Source organism: Sphingobium sp. (assembly GCF_033795625.1).
Classification (GTDB): Bacteria; Pseudomonadota; Alphaproteobacteria; order Sphingomonadales; family Sphingomonadaceae; genus Sphingobium.
The window spans coordinates 42,808-59,967 of record NZ_JARYGI010000007.1; the positions used below are offsets into that span (position 1 = coordinate 42,808).

A 17,160-nucleotide genomic window follows, 5' to 3' on the forward strand; every position below is an offset into this window, starting at 1 on the left:
ATGCACAGCCTGCCGCTGTTCTTCCGGCTGGCAGGCCGACCGGTCATGCTCGTGGGCACGGGCGACGCCGCTGACGCAAAGCGCCGCCTGCTGGAGCGCGCCGGTGCGCAGATCGTCGGAGAAGAGGCGCAGGCGGCGCTCGCCATCGTAGCCATGGAAGAAGATGTGGAGGCCGAGGCTGCGATCACTCGGCTGAAGGCACGTGGCGTGCTCGTCAATGCTGTGGATCGCCCTCAACATTGTGATTTCACGCTGCCTGCCATCGTCGATCGCGATCCGGTGCTCGTCGCGGTCGGCACCGGAGGCGCGTCCGCAGGCTTGGCGAAAGCCGTGCGGCAGCGGATCGAGGCGCTGCTGCCCGCGAGCCTCGGGATAGTGGCGCGGACATTGGAGAGCCTGCGACCGGCGATTCAGGCGCGGTGGCCGTCGCCGGCGCAACGGCGACGCGCACTCGATGCCGCTCTCGCCACCGGTGGACCGCTGGACCCACTCAAGGTCCAGAGCGCGGACGCTGTGGAACGCTGGCTGGCTGCGGCGGCCGAACCGGTTACCGACCGGATGGTGGCGATCACTTTGTCCTCGGCGGACCCGGACGACCTTACCTTGAAGACCGCGCGGCTCATGGGCGAAGCAGACCGCATCTATCATACCGCTGACGTACCGCCCGCGATCCTGATCCGCGCACGTGCCGATGCCCAGCGGATCGCTGCGGCGGCGGCGCCCGCAAAGCCCGGCCCCGGTCTATCCCTCTGGCTGAGTATGCAGGCGGTCTAGACCCGCCTGTTTCAGGGCTGGCGGATTGTGTTCGCTGCCATAGCCGCACGCAAGGTGTCGTCGACGATCCGTCGCCCGTCGGGCCCATGCGTGACGACGATGCTGTCGCAGATCGCCACGCATTCTCCATTTTGAAAGGCGGCGGACAGCACCTTCCAGCTTGTATTCCCCACATGGCCGATGGCAGAGCCTATCGTCATTTCATGCGGAAAATGCGCCTCCTGAAGGTATTCCAGATGCACCGACGCAACCAGCCAGCGGACGCCCTGATCATGCGGGTGGCGGCCAAGATGATGGTGAAAACGGACGCGTGCGGTCTCGAAGATTCCCGCCATGGCGACATTGTTGATATGGCCCATGATGTCGAGATCGCGAAAACGCGTGTCCGCAGTCGTCACAAAAGGATAGCGGTCGAGTTCGAGACGCCAGGGTTCGGGCTTGGCCATGTCCTGTCCTTCGTATTTCACGTGCAATATTGCCCTAGGCTTTGCTTAGCCATCGCTTGGCAATATGCAATCGTACGAAGTCGCCAAGCGTCGAAAAACAAGGAATAGCTGCGTTTATGACACAATCGGACCTGTTCTTGCCCATGATAGCTTTGAAAGCCCACGCGGAATTGGGCGAAGGGCCACGCTGGCACGCCAGGGAGAAGCGGCTTTATTGGGTGGATATTGCCGCCAACGCCTTGCATCGCTTCGACCCGGAGAGTGGTGTTGACGAAATCCGTACCTTCGATGCGCCCGTCGGATGCTTCGCCTTTCGGAAGTCTGGTGGACTGCTGCTTGCGATGAAGCAGGGCTTTGCAACGCTGGAGGGCTGGGACGCCAGACCTTTGCCGTTTGGAGAGCAGTTGTTCACAGCGAGCCCGGACATCCGCTTCAACGACGGGCGCACCGACCCTGCGGGCCGATTCTGGGCCGGCAGCGTCAACTTGAAGAAGTCCGCGCATGATGCGGCGCTTTATCGACTGGACCGCGACGGTGTGATCACGAAGATCGAGGGCGGTATGCTGACATGCAACGGCGCTGCGTTCAGCGCGGATGGGCGGCGCTTCTATCATGCCGATACGCCAAGTCACGCGTTGCGCGGCTACGAGTGCGATCCGGCCACGGGGACATTGTCGGGACGGCGCATCCTGCATCAGTTTCCGTTCGGAAAAGGGCGACCGGATGGCGGATCGGTCGATCAGGAGGGTTGCTATTGGACCGCGCTGTTCGATGGGGGACGCGTGGCCCGGCTCTCCCCCGAGGGTGAGATTTTGATGGAGATCGCCTTGCCGGTGACGCGGCCGACGATGATCGTGTTCGGCGGCGAAGACCGGCGCACGGCCTATGTGACCACGGCGCGCACCGGCCTTTCCGATGTCCAACTGGCCGAGCAGCCGCTTGCCGGGTCGATCTTCACTTTCCGCGTTGAAGTGCCTGGCCTGCCGGAATGGGACTTCGGGCTATAGACCTCAGCCGACCATCACTCCTCATCTCCATAGATAGCGACGCGGCGCGTGCCGTCAGCGCTGACCGATCCCCGGTACATGGCGGGGGTGTTGAACAGCCAGGCACTTTGTCCATCCGGCGCCGTCATGATGACGCCCCCTACCCCGCCCATTTCGCCAAGTTCATGGATAACGGTCTGAGCAGCCTCGTTTAATGTCTCGCCCATCAGGCGAACGCGCGCCGCGATTTCATGGGCTATGCCGATCCGGATGAAGTACTCTCCAACACCTGTTGCGGAGACGGCACACGCGCGGTCGTCGGCGTAGGTTCCCGCGCCGATCACCGGCGTGTCCCCCACCCTGCCCCAGCGCTTGCCGGTGAGACCGCCAGTCGATGTGGCCGCGGCTACATGGCCCAGCGCATCCGTCGCTACCGCTCCGACCGTGCCATATTTCATGTCGGTATCGAAATGGCCATGGCTGCGGTTCTTCAATTCTTCCAGCTGGCGCAGGCGTTCCGGCGTTGCGAACCAGGATGGATCGACCTGTTCCAGTGCCTGCTCCACCGAGAATCTGTCCGCCCCCTCCCCACTCAGGAGCACATGCGGGCTGTTCGTCATCACGGCGCGGGCAAGGCTGACGGGATTGCGCGTGCGGGTGGTCTGCGCAACGCCGCCTGCGGCACGCGTCGTGCCGTCCATGATCGCGGCGTCCATTTCGTTGCGGCCTTCGTAGGTGAAGGTCGATCCGCGCCCGGCATTGAAATGCGGATCGTCCTCCAGCACCTTCACTGCCGCCTCGACCGCATCAAGTGCGCCCCCGCCCTTTTTCAGGATCGCGCTACCGGCATCGAGCGCGGCGTTCAGGCCCGTGCGGGCCTTCGCGTCCTCCGGCGAGGACAGGTTGGAGCGGGACATGCTGCCAGCCCCGCCATGGATCACGAGGGACCACCGGCCAGAGTGGATGTTGGACATGACGGTACTCCGCATCTTGGATTGGCAAGGGCTTATAGCGTGCTTTAACAACGCACCGAAAATCGGCAACCAAAGGCCCCGATGACGGCCGTGTAATACGGATCAGGTCGCGGCGTCCTTCACGGCCCGCTTCTAAACGGCTATAGGGGCAGCAACAACTGGAGCCCCTTCATGTCAGAGCATAATCCCGGCCTGCGTCCCTGGCGCGATATCGCGCGGCGGCAGTCGCGTCAGATCATGGTCGGCAATGTTCCCGTCGGCGGCGGCGCGCCCGTCACTGTGCAGACGATGACGAATACCCTGACGCACGACGTGCGGTCGACGATCGACCAGATTCGCCGGTGCGAGGATGCGGGGGTGGACATCGTCCGCGTGTCCTGCCCGGACGAGGAATCGACGGCGGCGCTGAAGCAGATCGTGCGCGCCGCGAGGGTGCCGATCGTCGCCGACATCCATTTCCACTACAAGCGCGCACTGGAAGCGGCGGACGCGGGCGCGGCCTGCCTGCGGATCAATCCGGGCAATATCGGCTCCGCATCCCGCGTGAAGGAAGTGGTGGACGCGGCCAAGGCGAATGGCTGCGCGATTCGCATCGGGGTGAACGGCGGATCGCTGGAGCGCGACTTGCTGGAGAAATATGGCGAGCCCTGCCCCGAGGCGCTGGTGGAAAGTGCGCTCGACCACATCAAGCTGCTGCAGGATCAGGATTTCCACGAATATAAGGTCGCGGTGAAGGCAAGTGACGTGTTCCTGGCGGTAGCGGCTTATATGCAACTGGCCGACGCGGTGGATTGCCCGCTGCATCTGGGAATCACCGAGGCAGGCGGCCTGATCGGCGGCACGGTGAAAAGCGCCATCGGCATCGGCAATCTCCTTTGGGCGGGCGTGGGCGATACCATCCGGGTGTCGCTGTCCGCCGAGCCGGAAGAGGAAGTGCGCGTAGGATACGAAATCCTGAAATCTCTGGGCATCCGGACACGCGGCGTACGCGTCGTGTCCTGCCCAAGCTGTGCGCGGCAGGGTTTTGACGTGATCCGGACGGTGCAGGCTCTGGAGGACCGTCTGGCCCATATCTCGACGCCCCTGTCGCTTTCGGTGCTGGGCTGCGTGGTCAATGGCCCCGGCGAAGCGCGTGAGACCGACATCGGCATTACGGGCGGCGGCAACGGCAAGCACATGGTCTATTTGTCGGGCGTTACCGACCATCATGTGCAGGACGCCGACATGATCGACCACATCGTCAAGCTGGTGGAAGCGAAAGCCGCCGAGATCGAGGCGTTCACCACCGACGCAGGCACGGCGGAGAGCGTGGCGGCGGAATAGTCCGGCCTCCGCCTGGTTTGCCATGCTCATGAAGAGCCGTCCCGTTCCGCTGGCGCTCGCCTTTACCGTGTGCTGCGTCGGCGTGGCCATGTTTTCGGCGATGGACGCAGTGATGAAGGGGTTGAGCCTTGCCATCGGCGTGTACAACGCCCTGCTGTGGCGGGCCTTGGCGGGAACCCTGATGGGGATTATCGGTATGGTGATGCTGCGTAAGGGCTGGCCCGCGTGGCCTGTGTTGCGCATTCACCTGCTGCGCGGCGGCGTCGTTGCGCTGATGGCGTTCTTCTTTTTCTTCGGGCTTACAAAACTGCCGCTGGCCGAAGCGATCGCGCTGTCCTTCATAGCCCCGCTGATTGCGCTGTACCTAGCCGCGTTGCTGTTGAAGGAGCGGATCGGGCGGAGTGCCATAACGGCATCCGTGCTCGGGTTGGCGGGTGTCGCCGTAATCCTGGCGGCGCGGCTACGGGGCGACTATGATCAGGAGGCGGTGTTTGGCGCAGGCGCTGTCCTGTTTTCAGCCGTGCTGTTCGCATGGAACCTGATCCTGCAAAAGCAACAGGCCGGCGTCGCTTCGCCGGTAGAAGTGGCGTTCTTCCAGCATCTGGTGATGCTCGCCGTGTTCGGCGCCTTTTCGCCGTTCCTTGCCGTGGTCCCTGAGACAAGCCACGCCCCTATGATCTTTGGTGCGGCGGGCCTTGCGTTCGTGTCGTTGATGTGCCTGAGCTGGGCCTATGCCCGTGCGGAGGCGCAGAGCCTTATTCCTGTGGAGTATACAGCCTTCGTCTGGGCGGCGATCATGGGCTGGTTGTTCTTTTCCGAGCGGCTGACCGTCGCGACATTGGGCGGAACCGTGCTGATCGTCGGTGGATGCCTGATCGCGGCGCGGCGCAATCCGCAGATTGCCGCCCATGTGGAAGGGAGTGCCAGTTGACCGTTACGATACGCCATGCCGTGCCGCACGACATCGACCTGATCCACGGCTTTATCCTTGCGCTGGCGGAGTATGAAAAGCTCTCGCATGCGGTTCGGGCGGATAGGGATGTGCTGTCGCGCCATCTGTTCGGGTCGCGGCCGATGGCGGAGGTGCTGATTGCCGAGCGCAACGGGGCCGGCATCGGTTTCGCGCTGTTCTTTCACAACTTCTCGACGTTCGAGGGGCGGCCGGGGATCTATCTGGAAGACCTGTTCGTGGTGCCCGAAGCGCGCGGATCTGGGGCGGGCAAGGCTCTGCTTGCGGAACTGGCGCGTCTTACCATAGAGCGGGACTGCGCGCGGCTGGAATGGTCGGTGCTCGACTGGAACACGCCGTCCATCGAATTCTATCGCGCGCTCGGCGCGAAGCCGATGGAGGAGTGGACGATCCAGCGTATGGACGGCGACGCGCTCGTGGCGCTCGCAAGTAGCTGACTCTTGACGGAGACTCCCGGTTAAGGGACAAGGGCGCAGCCGGAACATTTGAAGCACGAACGGGGATCGAAGTGGCCAGCCGGGCATCGAAGCGCACGCCGGAGTGGCGGCAAATGCTGAAGCGCAGCCTGATTCGCAGCGGTGCGATGATCGGGTCGATCTCGCTTTACGTCTTCAGCCTGTTCCTGCTGCTTGCCCTCCTAAGCTATCATCCGAGCGATCCGTCGTTGAACACGGTCGCGGGCGGCTTCGCCCAGAATTTCATGCAGACGCCGGGTGCCTATACGTCCGATTTCCTGCTCTGGCTGCTTGGCGTGCCGGCGGCATTGCTGTTGCCGCTGATCCTTGTCTGCGCGCGGCGGCTGTGGGGCGATCAGGACATGAGCGGCTGGCAGGGGCAGGCGGGCAAGTGCGTGACGGGCATCGTCCTGATCGGCATCGGTCTTTCACTGTTTCAGACGCAGCCGCTGGTGGCGCTGCCTGCCGGATGGGGCGGGATCGTCGGGATGCTGACGGCGCGGGGGACGCTGAGCCTGATCGCGATGGCGCCGGACGCGGGGCAGAAGTGGATCGTCGGGCTGCTGGTGATTGCGACGCTGATCGCCGGGGCATGGCTGTGGTATCGCAGTCTTGCGCTGGAAAAGCCGCTGATCCACCTGACGCGACCCAATCTGCCCCGCTTCAGCCTGACCAAGCGCGCGGTGCCGCCACAGGGTGACGTGCTGGTCGAGGAGCGCGAAGCGGTGCCGCGCAAGGCGGTGTCGAACGAGCCCAAGCCGCCGATCAACATCCAGACACCCAAGCCTGCCGCCCCGCCCCGCCCCTTTGCGCCGGTATCGCGGCAGGACGATCTGTTCGGATCGAGTTCCCTGCCATCCACGGACCTGCTGACCGAAGCGGCGCCTAGCCAGATCGTGAAGATCGACAAGGCCGCGCTTGAGCGGAACGCGCGCTTGCTGGAGAGCGTGCTCGACGACTTCCACGTGAAGGGCCACATCACCGAAGTGAAGCCGGGCCCGGTCGTCACCATGTATGAGCTGGAACCGGCCGCGGGGATCAAGGCGAGCCGGGTCGTGGCGCTGGCCGACGATATCGCCCGCAACATGTCGGCGCTCTCGGCGCGCGTGGCGACGATACCGGGGCGCACGGTCATTGGCATCGAACTGCCGAATGCCAAGCGCGAATCGGTTGTGCTGCGCGAACTGATCGAAAGCGAGCAGTTCGGCGATCAGCAGGCGGCGCTCCCGATCGTGCTGGGGAAGAACATCTCGGGCGATGCGGTCATCGCGGATCTAGCGCCGATGCCGCATCTGCTGATCGCGGGTACGACCGGATCGGGCAAGTCGGTCGGCCTCAACTGCATGATCCTGTCGCTGTTGTACCGGATGACGCCCGATTCGCTGCGCCTGATCATGATCGATCCCAAGATGCTGGAACTGTCGACCTATGACGATATCCCGCATCTGCTCTCGCCCGTCGTCACCGAGCCGCAAAAGGCGATTCGCGCGCTGAAATGGGCGGTGGAGCAGATGGAGGACCGCTATCGCATGATGGCGTCGATCTCCGTGCGCAACCTCGCCAACTATAATGAGAAAGTGAGGGCAGCGAAGGCAAAGGGCAAGCCACTCGGCCGTCGCGTGCAGACCGGGTATAATCCCGAGACCGGGCAACCGATATATGAGGAGGAGCAGCTCGACTTTCAGCCCCTGCCACAGATCGTTGTGGTTGTGGACGAACTCGCCGATTTGATGATGACGGCGGGCAAGGAAGTCGAGTTCCTGATCCAGCGGCTGGCGCAAAAGGCGCGCGCGGCGGGTATTCACCTGATCCTTGCGACGCAGCGGCCGTCGGTCGACGTCATCACCGGCGTCATCAAGGCGAACCTGCCGACGCGCATCAGCTTCTTCGTGACCAGCAAGATCGACAGCCGCACCATATTGGGCGAGCAGGGCGCAGAGCAGCTGCTGGGCAAGGGCGACATGCTCTACATGGCGGGCGGCAAGCAATTGACGCGCGTCCACGGCCCCTTCGTCAGCGACGATGAAGTGCGCGCCGTCGCCGATCACTGGCGTGCGCAGGGCAAGCCCGATTACATATCCGCCGTTACCGAGGAGCCGGAGGAAGGCAGCTTCGCCCTCGATGGCGTGGATCTGGGCGACGACAGCCCTGACGCGCAGCTTTACCGCAAGGCCTGCCAGCTGGTCTTCGAGAACCAGAAAGCCTCTACAAGTTGGCTGCAGCGCCAGTTGCGTGTCGGCTACAACAGCGCAGCACGCCTCATCGAGCGCATGGAAGAAGAGGGCCTGGTAGGTGCGCCCAACCATGTCGGGCGGCGCGAAGTGCTGAGGGACGAGGCGGGCAATCCGCTCTAGTGCCTTATCCGGAACTGTGAAGTTCACGGCAGGTTCAATGGCGCCGTCCTACTATCCCACCAGGTAGAAATGGAGACCAAGTCATGAAGCGCATCGCGCTTGCTCTCGCTGTGGCGCCTGTTGCAGCCGTTGCCCTGTTGCCAGCCGATCCGGCGTCGGCGCAGCGGTCCGATCTTGCTCAGGTGAATGCGTATATCCGCGCCGTCACCACTATGACGGCTGACTTCACCCAGACAGACCGCAATGGCAGAACCTTAAATGGTCGACTGACGCTGAAGCAGCCGGGCAAGGTCCGCTTCCAATATCAGAAGGGGGTGCCCTTGCTGATCGTGGGAGATGGCAGGGCGCTGACCATGATCGATTACGAAGTGCGGCAGGTGCAACGCTGGCCGATCGGCAGTTCGCCTCTGGCTGCTCTGATCGATCCGAGCAAGGATCTGTCGAAGTTCGGGCGTGTCGTTCAGACGGGCGATCCTACTGTGCTGAGTGTAGAGGCCCGTGATCCGAAGCGGCCGGAATTCGGCACCATAACCCTGGTGTTCAAGCGCAAGCCGGCCTCGCCTGCGGGTCTGGAGCTATACGGCTGGGTGGCGCTCGATTCGCAGAACAACCGGACGACGATCCGCCTGACCAACCACCGCTACGGCATTCCGATCGCCGATTCCGCCTTCCGCTGGACGGACCCGCGGCCTCGCGGTCGCTCCGGATGAAGGCAGAAAGAGACCCCTTTGGGACGGAATGAGATAAACGGAATTTCTGACCATGCTCGTTCATCTGACGCTCATATGGGCGAGGCTAGAGAGGGTTCACGGCAAGAGCAGCCTTGGGATTTCCCCCCTGTTACCCCCGGCCCCTGCTCTTGCCGCGAAGCGCACAAAGGCGCAATCGAGACCCCCGTTCCACGCCCCCGGAGCGGGGGTTTTTCTTGGGCGGAGCGGCTCATGCTCGTGGCTTGCCCTTGCGCATTTTGGACCCTAGTGGGTATCCCATGAGTGAAACCGTCACGATTGCTTCCTGGAACATCAACTCCGTCCGTGCCCGTCTCGATATCGTTGAGCGCTTCCTGGCTGAAGAAGCTCCCGATATTCTGTGCCTGCAGGAAACCAAGGTCGTCAACGACACCTTTCCGGCCGGGCTGTTCCGTCAATATGGCTACAATCACCAAAAGCTGAATGGACAGCCGATGCACCATGGCGTCGCGATCGTCAGCAAGATACCTATCCGCGAAGACGACCGCCTCGACTGGCAGGCCAATGGCGAGGCGCGGCATATCGGCGTGCGGCTGGACAATGGAGTCCGGTTGGAAAACGTCTATGTTCCCGCCGGTGGTGAAGAGCCCAATCGCGACATCAACCCCAAATTCGGCCAGAAGATCGATTTTCTGGAACGGATGATCGAATGGTCGTCCAATCTCGCCGATAAGCCGACGATCCTGACCGGCGACTTCAACATCGCGCCACTGGAATGCGACGTGTGGAGCCACAAGCAGCTTATCAACACCGTCAGCCACACTGCGCTGGAATGCGAGATTCTGGCACGGCTGCAGGCATCTCATGACTGGGTGGATCTGGGCCGCAAGTTCTTTCCCGCGCCCGAGCGGCTGTACACATGGTGGAGCTATCGCGCGCGCGACTGGTCGGAGAGCGATCGGGGGCGGCGGCTCGATCATATGTGGGTGAGCCCGGAACTGGCGGATAAAGCTGTCAGCCATCGGGTCGTCGAACCCATTCGGGGATGGGCGCGGCCTTCCGATCACGTGCCGCTGATCACCGAGTTCTCTTTCTGAGCCGCATGTGACGGACCCCAAAGCCGCCGCTCGCGCCATCGATGCGCTGCGCCGGGGGTGGCCGGTCACCGTCTATGGCCAGGACGGAGCCTTGCGGGTGATGGCGGTGGAGGCCGCGGACGCCGTGACGCTGGCGGCGTTCGATCCCGACGATCAGGCCGATATCCTCATTTCCGCGGCGCGCGCCGAGACATTGAAGCTGACCAACCAGCGCGCTGCTGCCGATCCCGAAATGCCGGTGCAGGTCGCGCGCGTGCCCTGGATCGACCGCGATGTCGCGATGGCCATTGCGGACCCAGTGCGTGATCTTGGGACGCCATTGAAGGGGCCTTTCAAGGCACAGCCATTGACTGCGCCGGATGCCGCAGCGGCGACGCTTCGGCTGGCGCGGCTGGCGGGCATATTGCCAGCCTTCTTCGTGGGCGCGGATGGCGAAAGCGAAGCCCAGGTGAGCATCGAGGATGTGGCAGCCTATGATGATGGCGCGCGCCTGCTGATCGCCACGCGCGCCCGGCTGCCCGTAGCAGCGAGTGAGGACGCGGAGATCGTCGCCTTCCGCAGCCCGGAAGAACCCCGTGAGCATATCGCGCTGATCGTCGGCAAGCGCGATTCCTCGCCACCTGTGGTCCGGCTGCACAGCGAATGCCTGACCGGGGACGTGCTGGGATCGCTGAAGTGCGATTGCGGGCCGCAGCTCCATGAGGCGCTGCACCAGATCGCCGACGCGCCCTGGGGCGTGCTGCTCTATTTGCGGCAGGAGGGGCGGGGGATCGGGCTCGTCAACAAGCTGCGGGCCTATGCGTTGCAGGATCAGGGATTTGATACGGTGGACGCCAATGTCCGGCTCGGTTTCGCCATCGACGCGAGGGATTTCTCCGTCGCCGCGCGGATGCTGGACCTGCTTGGGATCGGCACGGTGCGGTTGCTGACCAACAACCCGGCCAAGGTCGCAGGACTGGAGGCGGCCGGGATCACGGTTTCCGAACGATTGGCGCTGGCGATCGAAGCCAACCCGCATAACGACCGCTATCTCGCCACCAAACGGGATCGCACAGGGCACCAGCTGTGAGCATCGTTGCAGTCGATAGCGCCAGGCGGCGTTTGCGTTTCGGCACGATGGATGTGAATTGCGCGATCGGCAAGGGTGGGCTGTGCGCCGCTGCGGACAAGCATGAAGGCGATGGCTGCACGCCTTCGGGATCATGGCCAGTGCGAGGCGCTCTGTTGCGCCGCGATCGGTTGATGCTGGATGTCTTGCCGGCATTGCCCTGGCGGTGGACACGTCCGGGGGATGGCTGGTCGGATGGAAGGGGCGACCCGGAATATAACCGCCCCGTCCGGCTGCCGCACGGCTATTCGGCGGAGACGCTGCAGCGCGAAGACGAAGCCTATGACGTGATCGTCGTGCTCGGCCACAATGATGCACCGCCGGTGCCGGGGGCGGGGAGCGCAATATTCTTTCACTGCTGGGTGGAGGCTCGGCCGACCGAGGGGTGCGTTGCAATTGCCAAGGCGGACATGCTGGCGCTGTTGCCGATGCTGCGCTCTGATACGGTCATGGTCATCCGTTAGGCGACTTCCCGGCTCCGTTCCTGCACCTCTGTAAATTCGGAACTCGCCGCTTCGAGAAGTCTCCGCTCCAGCGTCTGCAGCCGTGCCTTGCTCTCGATCTTTCCGCCGAGCAGATCGGTGACGTAGAAGGTATCGACGGCCCGCTCGCCATAGGTCGCGACATGGGCGCTGTGCACCGTGACTTTCGACTGGAACAGGGCGTTGGCGAGCGCAAAAAGCAGGGCCGGGCGGTCGCGCGCGTTGATTTCGACGACCGTGAAGCGATTGGATGCCTTGTTGTCGATCAGCACGTTCGGAACGATGTGGAACGCTTCAGCACGCGTGCGGGGCAGGGGGCGTGCCTCCAGCCTGGTGATGAGTTTGTGTCGATTCGAGAGCGCTTCCTCGATGGAACGCTTGATTCGGTTAAGTTGCTCGGGGCTGTCGAAACGGCCACCGAACGGGTCCTGGACGAGGAAGTTGTCGATCGCCATGCCATCACGCATCGTGTGAATGCGCGCGTCGATGATGTTGCCACCGGCGAGGTGGATAGCGCCCGCGACCCGATAGAACAGGCCGGGATGGTCTGCGGCGTAGACAGTGACGAGAGTCGCGCCGCGCTGTGGATAGACTTCGGCGGCGATCGAAAGGGGCGCATCGCCTGCCGCCATGACATGACGCACGTTCTGCTGAAGAATGTCGTCGGGCTCTGCAATCCAGTAGGATTCGGGGAATCTTTTCTTCAGGGACGCGAATTGGGCTTCGGACAGGCCCATCGCTGCCTGAAGCGCTTCCTGCTTCGCCTCGACCTTTTCGCGACGGCCGTTCTGCTTGTGCCCGAGACGCAGCACTTCCTCTGCCGCGTCATAGAGGTCGTTCAGCAATTGCCGCTTCCAGCTGTTCCACACACCTGGGCCGACCGCCCGGATGTCGACCACCGTCAGGATCAGGAGCAGGCGGAGGCGTTCGGGACTTTGCACGACATCGGTGAAGTCCATGATCGTCTTGTAATCGGAGAGGTCGCGCTTGAAGGCCGTCGCCGACATCAGCAAGTGATAGCGGACGAGCCAGGACACGGTTTCCGTCTCCGCTGCGCTCAAGCCCAGCCGCGGACAGAGCGAAAGCGCGATCTCCGCGCCTAGAACGCTGTGATCGCCGCCCCGCCCCTTGGCGATGTCGTGCAGCAATACCGAGACGTACAGGGCGCGCCGCGACAGCAGCTTGTCCATCAAGGCGGTGCAGAGCGGATGATCGACTTCAGCATCGCCCTTTTCGATACGCGCGAGCAGGCCGACGGCCCTGATGGTATGCTCATCGACGGTGTAGTGGTGATACATGTCGAACTGCATCTGCGCGACGACGCGTCCGAAGTCGGGAATGAAGCGGCCGAACACACTGGCTTCATTCATCCAGCGCAGCACTGTCTCGGGATCGCGGGGCGACGTCAGGACATCCAGGAAAGCGGCGTTGGCGCGCGCATCCTTGCGGATGTGGCGGTCGATCAGGTGCGCATCGCGGCTGGCGGCGCGGATCGCGGAGGGATGTATGGAAAGGCCATGCCGGTCGGCGACTGCGAAGATCTCCAGCAGACGTACCGGATCGGCCTGAAAGAAGTCGTCGGAGGGCAGCGCAATGCGGCCACGGTCGAGAATGAAGCCGTCGAGCTTTTTCGGCCTGCGGAAAAAGCTCGGTATGTAGCGATGCCCCTTCGCAGCAAGGCGGTCATCCAGATGCGCCAGGAACACTGCCGTCAGATCGCCCACCGTCTTCGCATTGAGGAAGTAGTAGCGCATGAAGCGCTCGACTGCCGATTGCCCGTTGCGGCCCGAAAAATGCGTGCGTGCGGCGATCTCGACCTGCAGGTCGAAGGTCAGCCGGTCCTCTGCCCGTCCGGTGATCATGTGCAGGTGGCAGCGCACGGCCCAGAGGAAGTCTTCCGCCTTCTGGAACTGGCGTAATTCCTGGCGTGTCAGCAATCCGGCCTCGACCAGTTCCGCGACGGACCGTACGCGATTCACATATTTGCCGATCCAGAAGAGCGTGTGCAGATCGCGCAGGCCGCCCTTGCCTTCCTTAACATTGGGTTCGACCACGTAGCGGCTGTCGCCCATACGCTTGTGCCGGACATCGCGCTCCTGCAGCTTTTCCGCGACGAAAGCCTTTCCGGTGTCCTTCACCACTTCCTCGTCGAAGCGGCGGGAGGTTTCCTCATACAAGGCACGGTCGCCCCAGATATACCGCGCTTCGAGCAGCGCAGTGCGGATCGTGAGATCGCTTTTCGCCATGCGCACGGTTTCATCGATGGACCGGCTGCTGTGGCCGACTTTCAGGCCCAGGTCCCAGAGCGAATAGAGCATGGATTCGATCACCTGCTCCGTCCAGCCAGTAGGCTTCCATGGGGTGATAAAGCCGATGTCCACATCGCTATGCGGCGCCATCTCGCCCCGGCCGTAGCCGCCGACCGCGATCAGGGCGATCCGCTCCGATGTGCTTCGGTTGCCCACCGGATGCAGGTAGTTCGTCGTTGCGTCGTACAGGATGCGCAGGATCTGATCGATGAGGAACGCGAATGCCGACACGGTTTCGCGACCGCGGGTCGGATGCATGGCAAGGCGGCGCGCGGCCTCGATACGGCCAGCTTCCAGCGAAGTCCGCAATTCCTCGACAATGGCGGCGCGGAGAGGTTGCAGATTCGGCCCGTGCTGCTCCGCGAGCGCGGCGATGCGATCCGCGACGATGCGGCGGTCGATGATCGCGCGGCGATTGGAAAGCGTATCGAACAAGCTGGGCATGGGCACTATGTAGGGATTGTCGCTTAGTGATGAAACCGCTGATTCACGCGCCGTCGAGCAGCCCTTTCAAGCGGTAGAGCGCTTCTAGAGCCTCGCGGGGGCTCAGCGCGTCCACATCGATGGCGGCGAGAGTGTCGCGAAGGGGGTCCGACGGTGCGGCTTCCTTGATCATCGACGCTGCGAACAGGGGCAGATCGTCCAGCCCCGCGGCGATCCCGCCGGTCTTCGCCTTGCCCGCTTCCAGACGTTTCAGGACATCCTTTGCCCGCGCAAGAACGGCAGGGGGAAGGCCGGCGAGGCGCGCCACGGCAAGGCCGTAGCTGCGATCCGCCGGTCCTTTCGCCAATTCATGTAGCAGGACGAGATCGCCCTTCCATTCGCGGGCGCGAACGTGATGCAGCGATAGCGCGTCGAGCTTCTCGGCGAGGCGCGTCAGTTCGTGATAATGCGTCGCGAAGAGGCACCGGCAGCGGTTCACTTCATGCACGGCTTCGACCACGGCCCAAGCCAGCGCCAGACCGTCATAAGTGGACGTGCCGCGTCCGACTTCATCGAGGATCACGAAACTGCGCTCGGTCGCCTGCGAAAGGATGGCGGCGGTTTCCACCATCTCGACCATGAACGTGGATCGCCCGCGCGCGAGATTGTCCGACGCGCCAACCCGACTGAACAGACGATCCACGAGACTGAGACGCGCCTTGGTGGCGGGAACGAAGCTGCCCGCCTGCGCGAGGATGACGATCAATGCGTTCTGGCGAAGGAAGGTCGACTTGCCGCCCATATTGGGGCCAGTGACAAGCCAGAGGCGGTCCGCTTCCGACAGGCAGCAGTCGTTGGCGACGAAAGACTGGCCTTCGCGGGACAGGGCGTCTTCCACGACCGGGTGCCTGCCGCCGATGATCTCCAGGCAGCGACCTTCGGCAAAGTCCGGCGCGCACCAGCCGCCTTCCGCGGCGCGTTCGGCCAGACCTGCTGCGACGTCAAGGCGGGCAAGGGTGCGGGCGGCAGCGTCGATTGCGGATTTGCGCGTGAGGACGGCTTCGATCAGCTCCTCCAAATGCGCGGCTTCGGCGGCGAGCGCGTGACCGCCCGCCTGGGCTACGCGACTGGCTTGCTCGTGGAGGTCGATGGAATTGAAGCGGACCACGCCCGCCAACGTCTGGCGATGCGTGAAGCCGCTGCCGTCCCGCATCAGGACGTCGCCATGCTTGGCGGGCACTTCGACATGATAGCCGAGCACGGCGTTGTGGCGGATCTTCAGGGACGCGATGCCGGTCTGGTCGCGATATTGCGCCTCGAGGGCGGCAATGGCGCGCCGGCCATCACCTGCAAGGCGGCGCAGTTCATCCAGCGCGGCGTCATACCCATCGGCTATATAACCGCCGCTGGCGCTCTCCGTCGGCGGGGAGGGGACGAGCGCGCGGGAGAGCCGATCGATGAGGTCGCTATGTCCCTCCAAAGCGGGAAGCAGCTTTTCCAGAAGCGCAGGGCGATCGGACACGGTGCCCAGCCGCTCGCGCAGGAGGCGCGCTTCGCCAAGGCCATCGCGAAGTTGCCCAAGGTCGCGAGGCGACCCGCGTCCCATGGCTATACGACCGAGGGCGCGCCCGATATCCGGCAGGGCACGCAGCGCTGTTCTCAGATAATCGCGCGTGCTGCCATCGCGGTGGAACCACGCCACCAGTGCCAGCCGCGCTTCTACCTGCGGCTGGTCGAGAAGCGGAGCCGCCAGATCGGCAGCAAGCAGCCTCGCTCCCGCGCCCGTCACCGTGCGGTCGACAGCGGCGAGCAAGCTGCCCGTGCGCTGGCCAGCCATGGTCTGCACAATTTCAAGGCTTTCGCGGGTGGCGGCGTCGATGGCCATATGCGCGTCGGTGCTGCGGCGAACCGGCGCGGCGAGGAAGGGCAGCGTTCCCTTTCCGGCGTGATCGAGATAGCCAAGCAGCCCGCCCATAGCCGCCAGTTCAGCCCGGGCGAAGGTGCCGAAGCCATCCAGAGTGGCGACGCCATAATGCCGCTTCAGCAAAGTTTCCGCCCTGGCGCTGTCGAACATTGCCCGATCGAAGGGGTGGGACGCCATCGCCAGGTCGAACGATAAGCCGACGGGCACGACGACTTCGCTTGGGCAGAGGCGCGCCAACTCGGCGGAAACTTGCGAAGACGTAACGGAGATGGTTTCGAAACGGCCGTTGGATATGTCCGCTGCGGCTATGCCATAGTCCTGCCCGACCTGCGCTATGGCCACCAGCATGTTGTCGGTGCGCGCGTCGAGCAACGTGTCTTCGGTCAGCGTACCCGCGGTGACGTATCGGACGATGGCGCGCGCGACGAGGGACTTCGATCCACGCGCCTTGGCTTCTGCAGGCGTCTCGGTCTGTTCGGCTATGGCGACGCGATGCCCCGCACGAATCAGCCGCGCGAGATACATTTCGGAGCTGTGGACCGGCACGCCGCACATCGGGATAGGCGCGCCTTCATGCTCGCCACGCGATGTCAGGGCGATGTCCAGCGTCGCGGCGGCCGCCTTTGCATCATCGAAGAACAGTTCGAAGAAATCGCCCATCCGGTAGAACAGCAGGCAGTCGGGGGCCTCTGCCTTGAGGGTCAGATACTGCGCCATCATCGGCGTTGGCGAAGCGCTGGCGGGAGAGGAACTGCTGTGAGCCATTTGCACGTGCGATAGCCGCTCGGGCGGCCCGGCGAAAGGGACAGAAATATTCGGCTGGCCTTGTAGAATCTCCCCAAAAGC

At 63.6% G+C, this 17,160-nt stretch carries 14 protein-coding genes; 10 read left to right on the plus strand and 4 right to left on the minus strand.

The features are described 5' to 3' along the window. On the plus strand, window positions 1–774 hold the full coding sequence (locus QHC67_RS05185; protein ID WP_319291954.1) for a bifunctional precorrin-2 dehydrogenase/sirohydrochlorin ferrochelatase: 774 nt from the start codon (window positions 1–3) through the stop codon (window positions 772–774). Between the two features lie 11 nt (window positions 775–785). On the opposite strand, the gene QHC67_RS05190 is transcribed toward QHC67_RS05185, so the two are convergent. Continuing rightward, window positions 786–1,220 carry an acyl-CoA thioesterase gene (locus QHC67_RS05190; protein WP_319291957.1) on the minus strand — a complete coding sequence of 145 codons (435 nt, stop codon included), beginning with the start codon at window positions 1,218–1,220 and terminating at the stop codon, window positions 786–788. Between the two features lie 116 nt (window positions 1,221–1,336). Here QHC67_RS05190 and QHC67_RS05195 point away from each other — a divergent pair, with 116 nt between their 5' ends. After that, window positions 1,337–2,227 (plus strand): SMP-30/gluconolactonase/LRE family protein, encoded by an 891-nt coding sequence (locus QHC67_RS05195; protein WP_319291960.1) that lies wholly within the window; start codon window positions 1,337–1,339, stop codon window positions 2,225–2,227. Between the two features lie 14 nt (window positions 2,228–2,241). Here QHC67_RS05195 and QHC67_RS05200 read toward each other — a convergent pair whose 3' ends face one another. Continuing rightward, a complete protein-coding gene (locus tag QHC67_RS05200) occupies window positions 2,242–3,180 on the minus strand; it encodes an isoaspartyl peptidase/L-asparaginase (protein WP_319291962.1) in 939 nt (312 codons plus the stop codon). A gap of 171 nt (window positions 3,181–3,351) precedes the next feature. Between QHC67_RS05200 and ispG the strand changes: the two genes are divergently transcribed. The 8 genes from ispG (at window position 3,352) to QHC67_RS05240 (ending at window position 11,640) form a co-directional block, all read left to right on the plus strand. Continuing rightward, a complete protein-coding gene (gene ispG, locus QHC67_RS05205; protein ID WP_319291965.1) occupies window positions 3,352–4,503 on the plus strand; it encodes a flavodoxin-dependent (E)-4-hydroxy-3-methylbut-2-enyl-diphosphate synthase in 1,152 nt (383 codons plus the stop codon). A gap of 28 nt (window positions 4,504–4,531) precedes the next feature. Next, window positions 4,532–5,434, plus strand: coding sequence for a DMT family transporter (locus tag QHC67_RS05210; RefSeq protein ID WP_319291968.1), 903 nt, complete (start codon window positions 4,532–4,534; stop codon window positions 5,432–5,434). Continuing rightward, window positions 5,431–5,910 carry a GNAT family N-acetyltransferase gene (locus QHC67_RS05215; RefSeq protein WP_319291970.1) on the plus strand — a complete coding sequence of 160 codons (480 nt, stop codon included), beginning with the start codon at window positions 5,431–5,433 and terminating at the stop codon, window positions 5,908–5,910. Before QHC67_RS05210 ends, QHC67_RS05215 begins: the two co-directional genes overlap by 4 nt. A gap of 113 nt (window positions 5,911–6,023) precedes the next feature. Continuing rightward, window positions 6,024–8,282 carry an FtsK/SpoIIIE family DNA translocase gene (locus QHC67_RS05220; protein ID WP_319291973.1) on the plus strand — a complete coding sequence of 753 codons (2,259 nt, stop codon included), beginning with the start codon at window positions 6,024–6,026 and terminating at the stop codon, window positions 8,280–8,282. 83 nt (window positions 8,283–8,365) lie between these two features. Then, entirely contained in the window at window positions 8,366–8,992 is a 627-nt protein-coding gene (locus QHC67_RS05225; RefSeq protein WP_319291976.1) for an outer membrane lipoprotein carrier protein LolA, read from the plus strand. Between the two features lie 278 nt (window positions 8,993–9,270). Beyond that, the gene (gene xth, locus QHC67_RS05230; protein ID WP_319291979.1) at window positions 9,271–10,068 is read left to right on the plus strand and encodes an exodeoxyribonuclease III; all 798 of its coding nucleotides are present in this window, start codon (window positions 9,271–9,273) and stop codon (window positions 10,066–10,068) included. A 7-nt stretch (window positions 10,069–10,075) separates the two neighbouring features. Next, window positions 10,076–11,137: a GTP cyclohydrolase II gene (ribA, locus tag QHC67_RS05235; RefSeq protein WP_319291982.1), complete on the plus strand. Its 1,062-nt coding sequence runs from the start codon at window positions 10,076–10,078 to the stop codon at window positions 11,135–11,137. Continuing rightward, window positions 11,134–11,640 (plus strand): L,D-transpeptidase family protein, encoded by a 507-nt coding sequence (locus QHC67_RS05240; protein ID WP_319291984.1) that lies wholly within the window; start codon window positions 11,134–11,136, stop codon window positions 11,638–11,640. Before ribA ends, QHC67_RS05240 begins: the two co-directional genes overlap by 4 nt. On the opposite strand, the gene QHC67_RS05245 is transcribed toward QHC67_RS05240, so the two are convergent. Next, window positions 11,637–14,411 carry a [protein-PII] uridylyltransferase gene (locus QHC67_RS05245; protein WP_319291987.1) on the minus strand — a complete coding sequence of 925 codons (2,775 nt, stop codon included), beginning with the start codon at window positions 14,409–14,411 and terminating at the stop codon, window positions 11,637–11,639. The two genes, QHC67_RS05240 and QHC67_RS05245, sit on opposite strands and share 4 nt — an antisense overlap. A gap of 43 nt (window positions 14,412–14,454) precedes the next feature. Next, window positions 14,455–17,079, minus strand: a complete 2,625-nt coding sequence (gene mutS, locus QHC67_RS05250; RefSeq protein ID WP_319291990.1) for a DNA mismatch repair protein MutS — start codon at window positions 17,077–17,079, stop codon at window positions 14,455–14,457. Window positions 17,080–17,160: the final 81 nt, after the last annotated feature.

What these genes read in the sequence shown, in the direction of transcription:
- ispG (WP_319291965.1), top strand. Translation starts at nt 3,352, where the DNA reads ATGTCAGAGCATAATCCCGGCCTGCGTCCCTGGCGCGATATCGCGCGG.
- QHC67_RS05245 (WP_319291987.1), bottom strand. Translation starts at nt 14,411, where the DNA reads ATGCCCAGCTTGTTCGATACGCTTTCCAATCGCCGCGCGATCATCGAC.
- QHC67_RS05220 (WP_319291973.1), top strand. Translation starts at nt 6,024, where the DNA reads ATGCTGAAGCGCAGCCTGATTCGCAGCGGTGCGATGATCGGGTCGATC.
- QHC67_RS05185 (WP_319291954.1), top strand. Translation starts at nt 1, where the DNA reads ATGCACAGCCTGCCGCTGTTCTTCCGGCTGGCAGGCCGACCGGTCATG.
- QHC67_RS05210 (WP_319291968.1), top strand. Translation starts at nt 4,532, where the DNA reads ATGAAGAGCCGTCCCGTTCCGCTGGCGCTCGCCTTTACCGTGTGCTGC.
- QHC67_RS05200 (WP_319291962.1), bottom strand. Translation starts at nt 3,180, where the DNA reads ATGTCCAACATCCACTCTGGCCGGTGGTCCCTCGTGATCCATGGCGGG.
- xth (WP_319291979.1), top strand. Translation starts at nt 9,271, where the DNA reads ATGAGTGAAACCGTCACGATTGCTTCCTGGAACATCAACTCCGTCCGT.
- mutS (WP_319291990.1), bottom strand. Translation starts at nt 17,079, where the DNA reads ATGGCTCACAGCAGTTCCTCTCCCGCCAGCGCTTCGCCAACGCCGATG.
- QHC67_RS05190 (WP_319291957.1), bottom strand. Translation starts at nt 1,220, where the DNA reads ATGGCCAAGCCCGAACCCTGGCGTCTCGAACTCGACCGCTATCCTTTT.
- QHC67_RS05225 (WP_319291976.1), top strand. Translation starts at nt 8,366, where the DNA reads ATGAAGCGCATCGCGCTTGCTCTCGCTGTGGCGCCTGTTGCAGCCGTT.
- QHC67_RS05195 (WP_319291960.1), top strand. Translation starts at nt 1,337, where the DNA reads ATGACACAATCGGACCTGTTCTTGCCCATGATAGCTTTGAAAGCCCAC.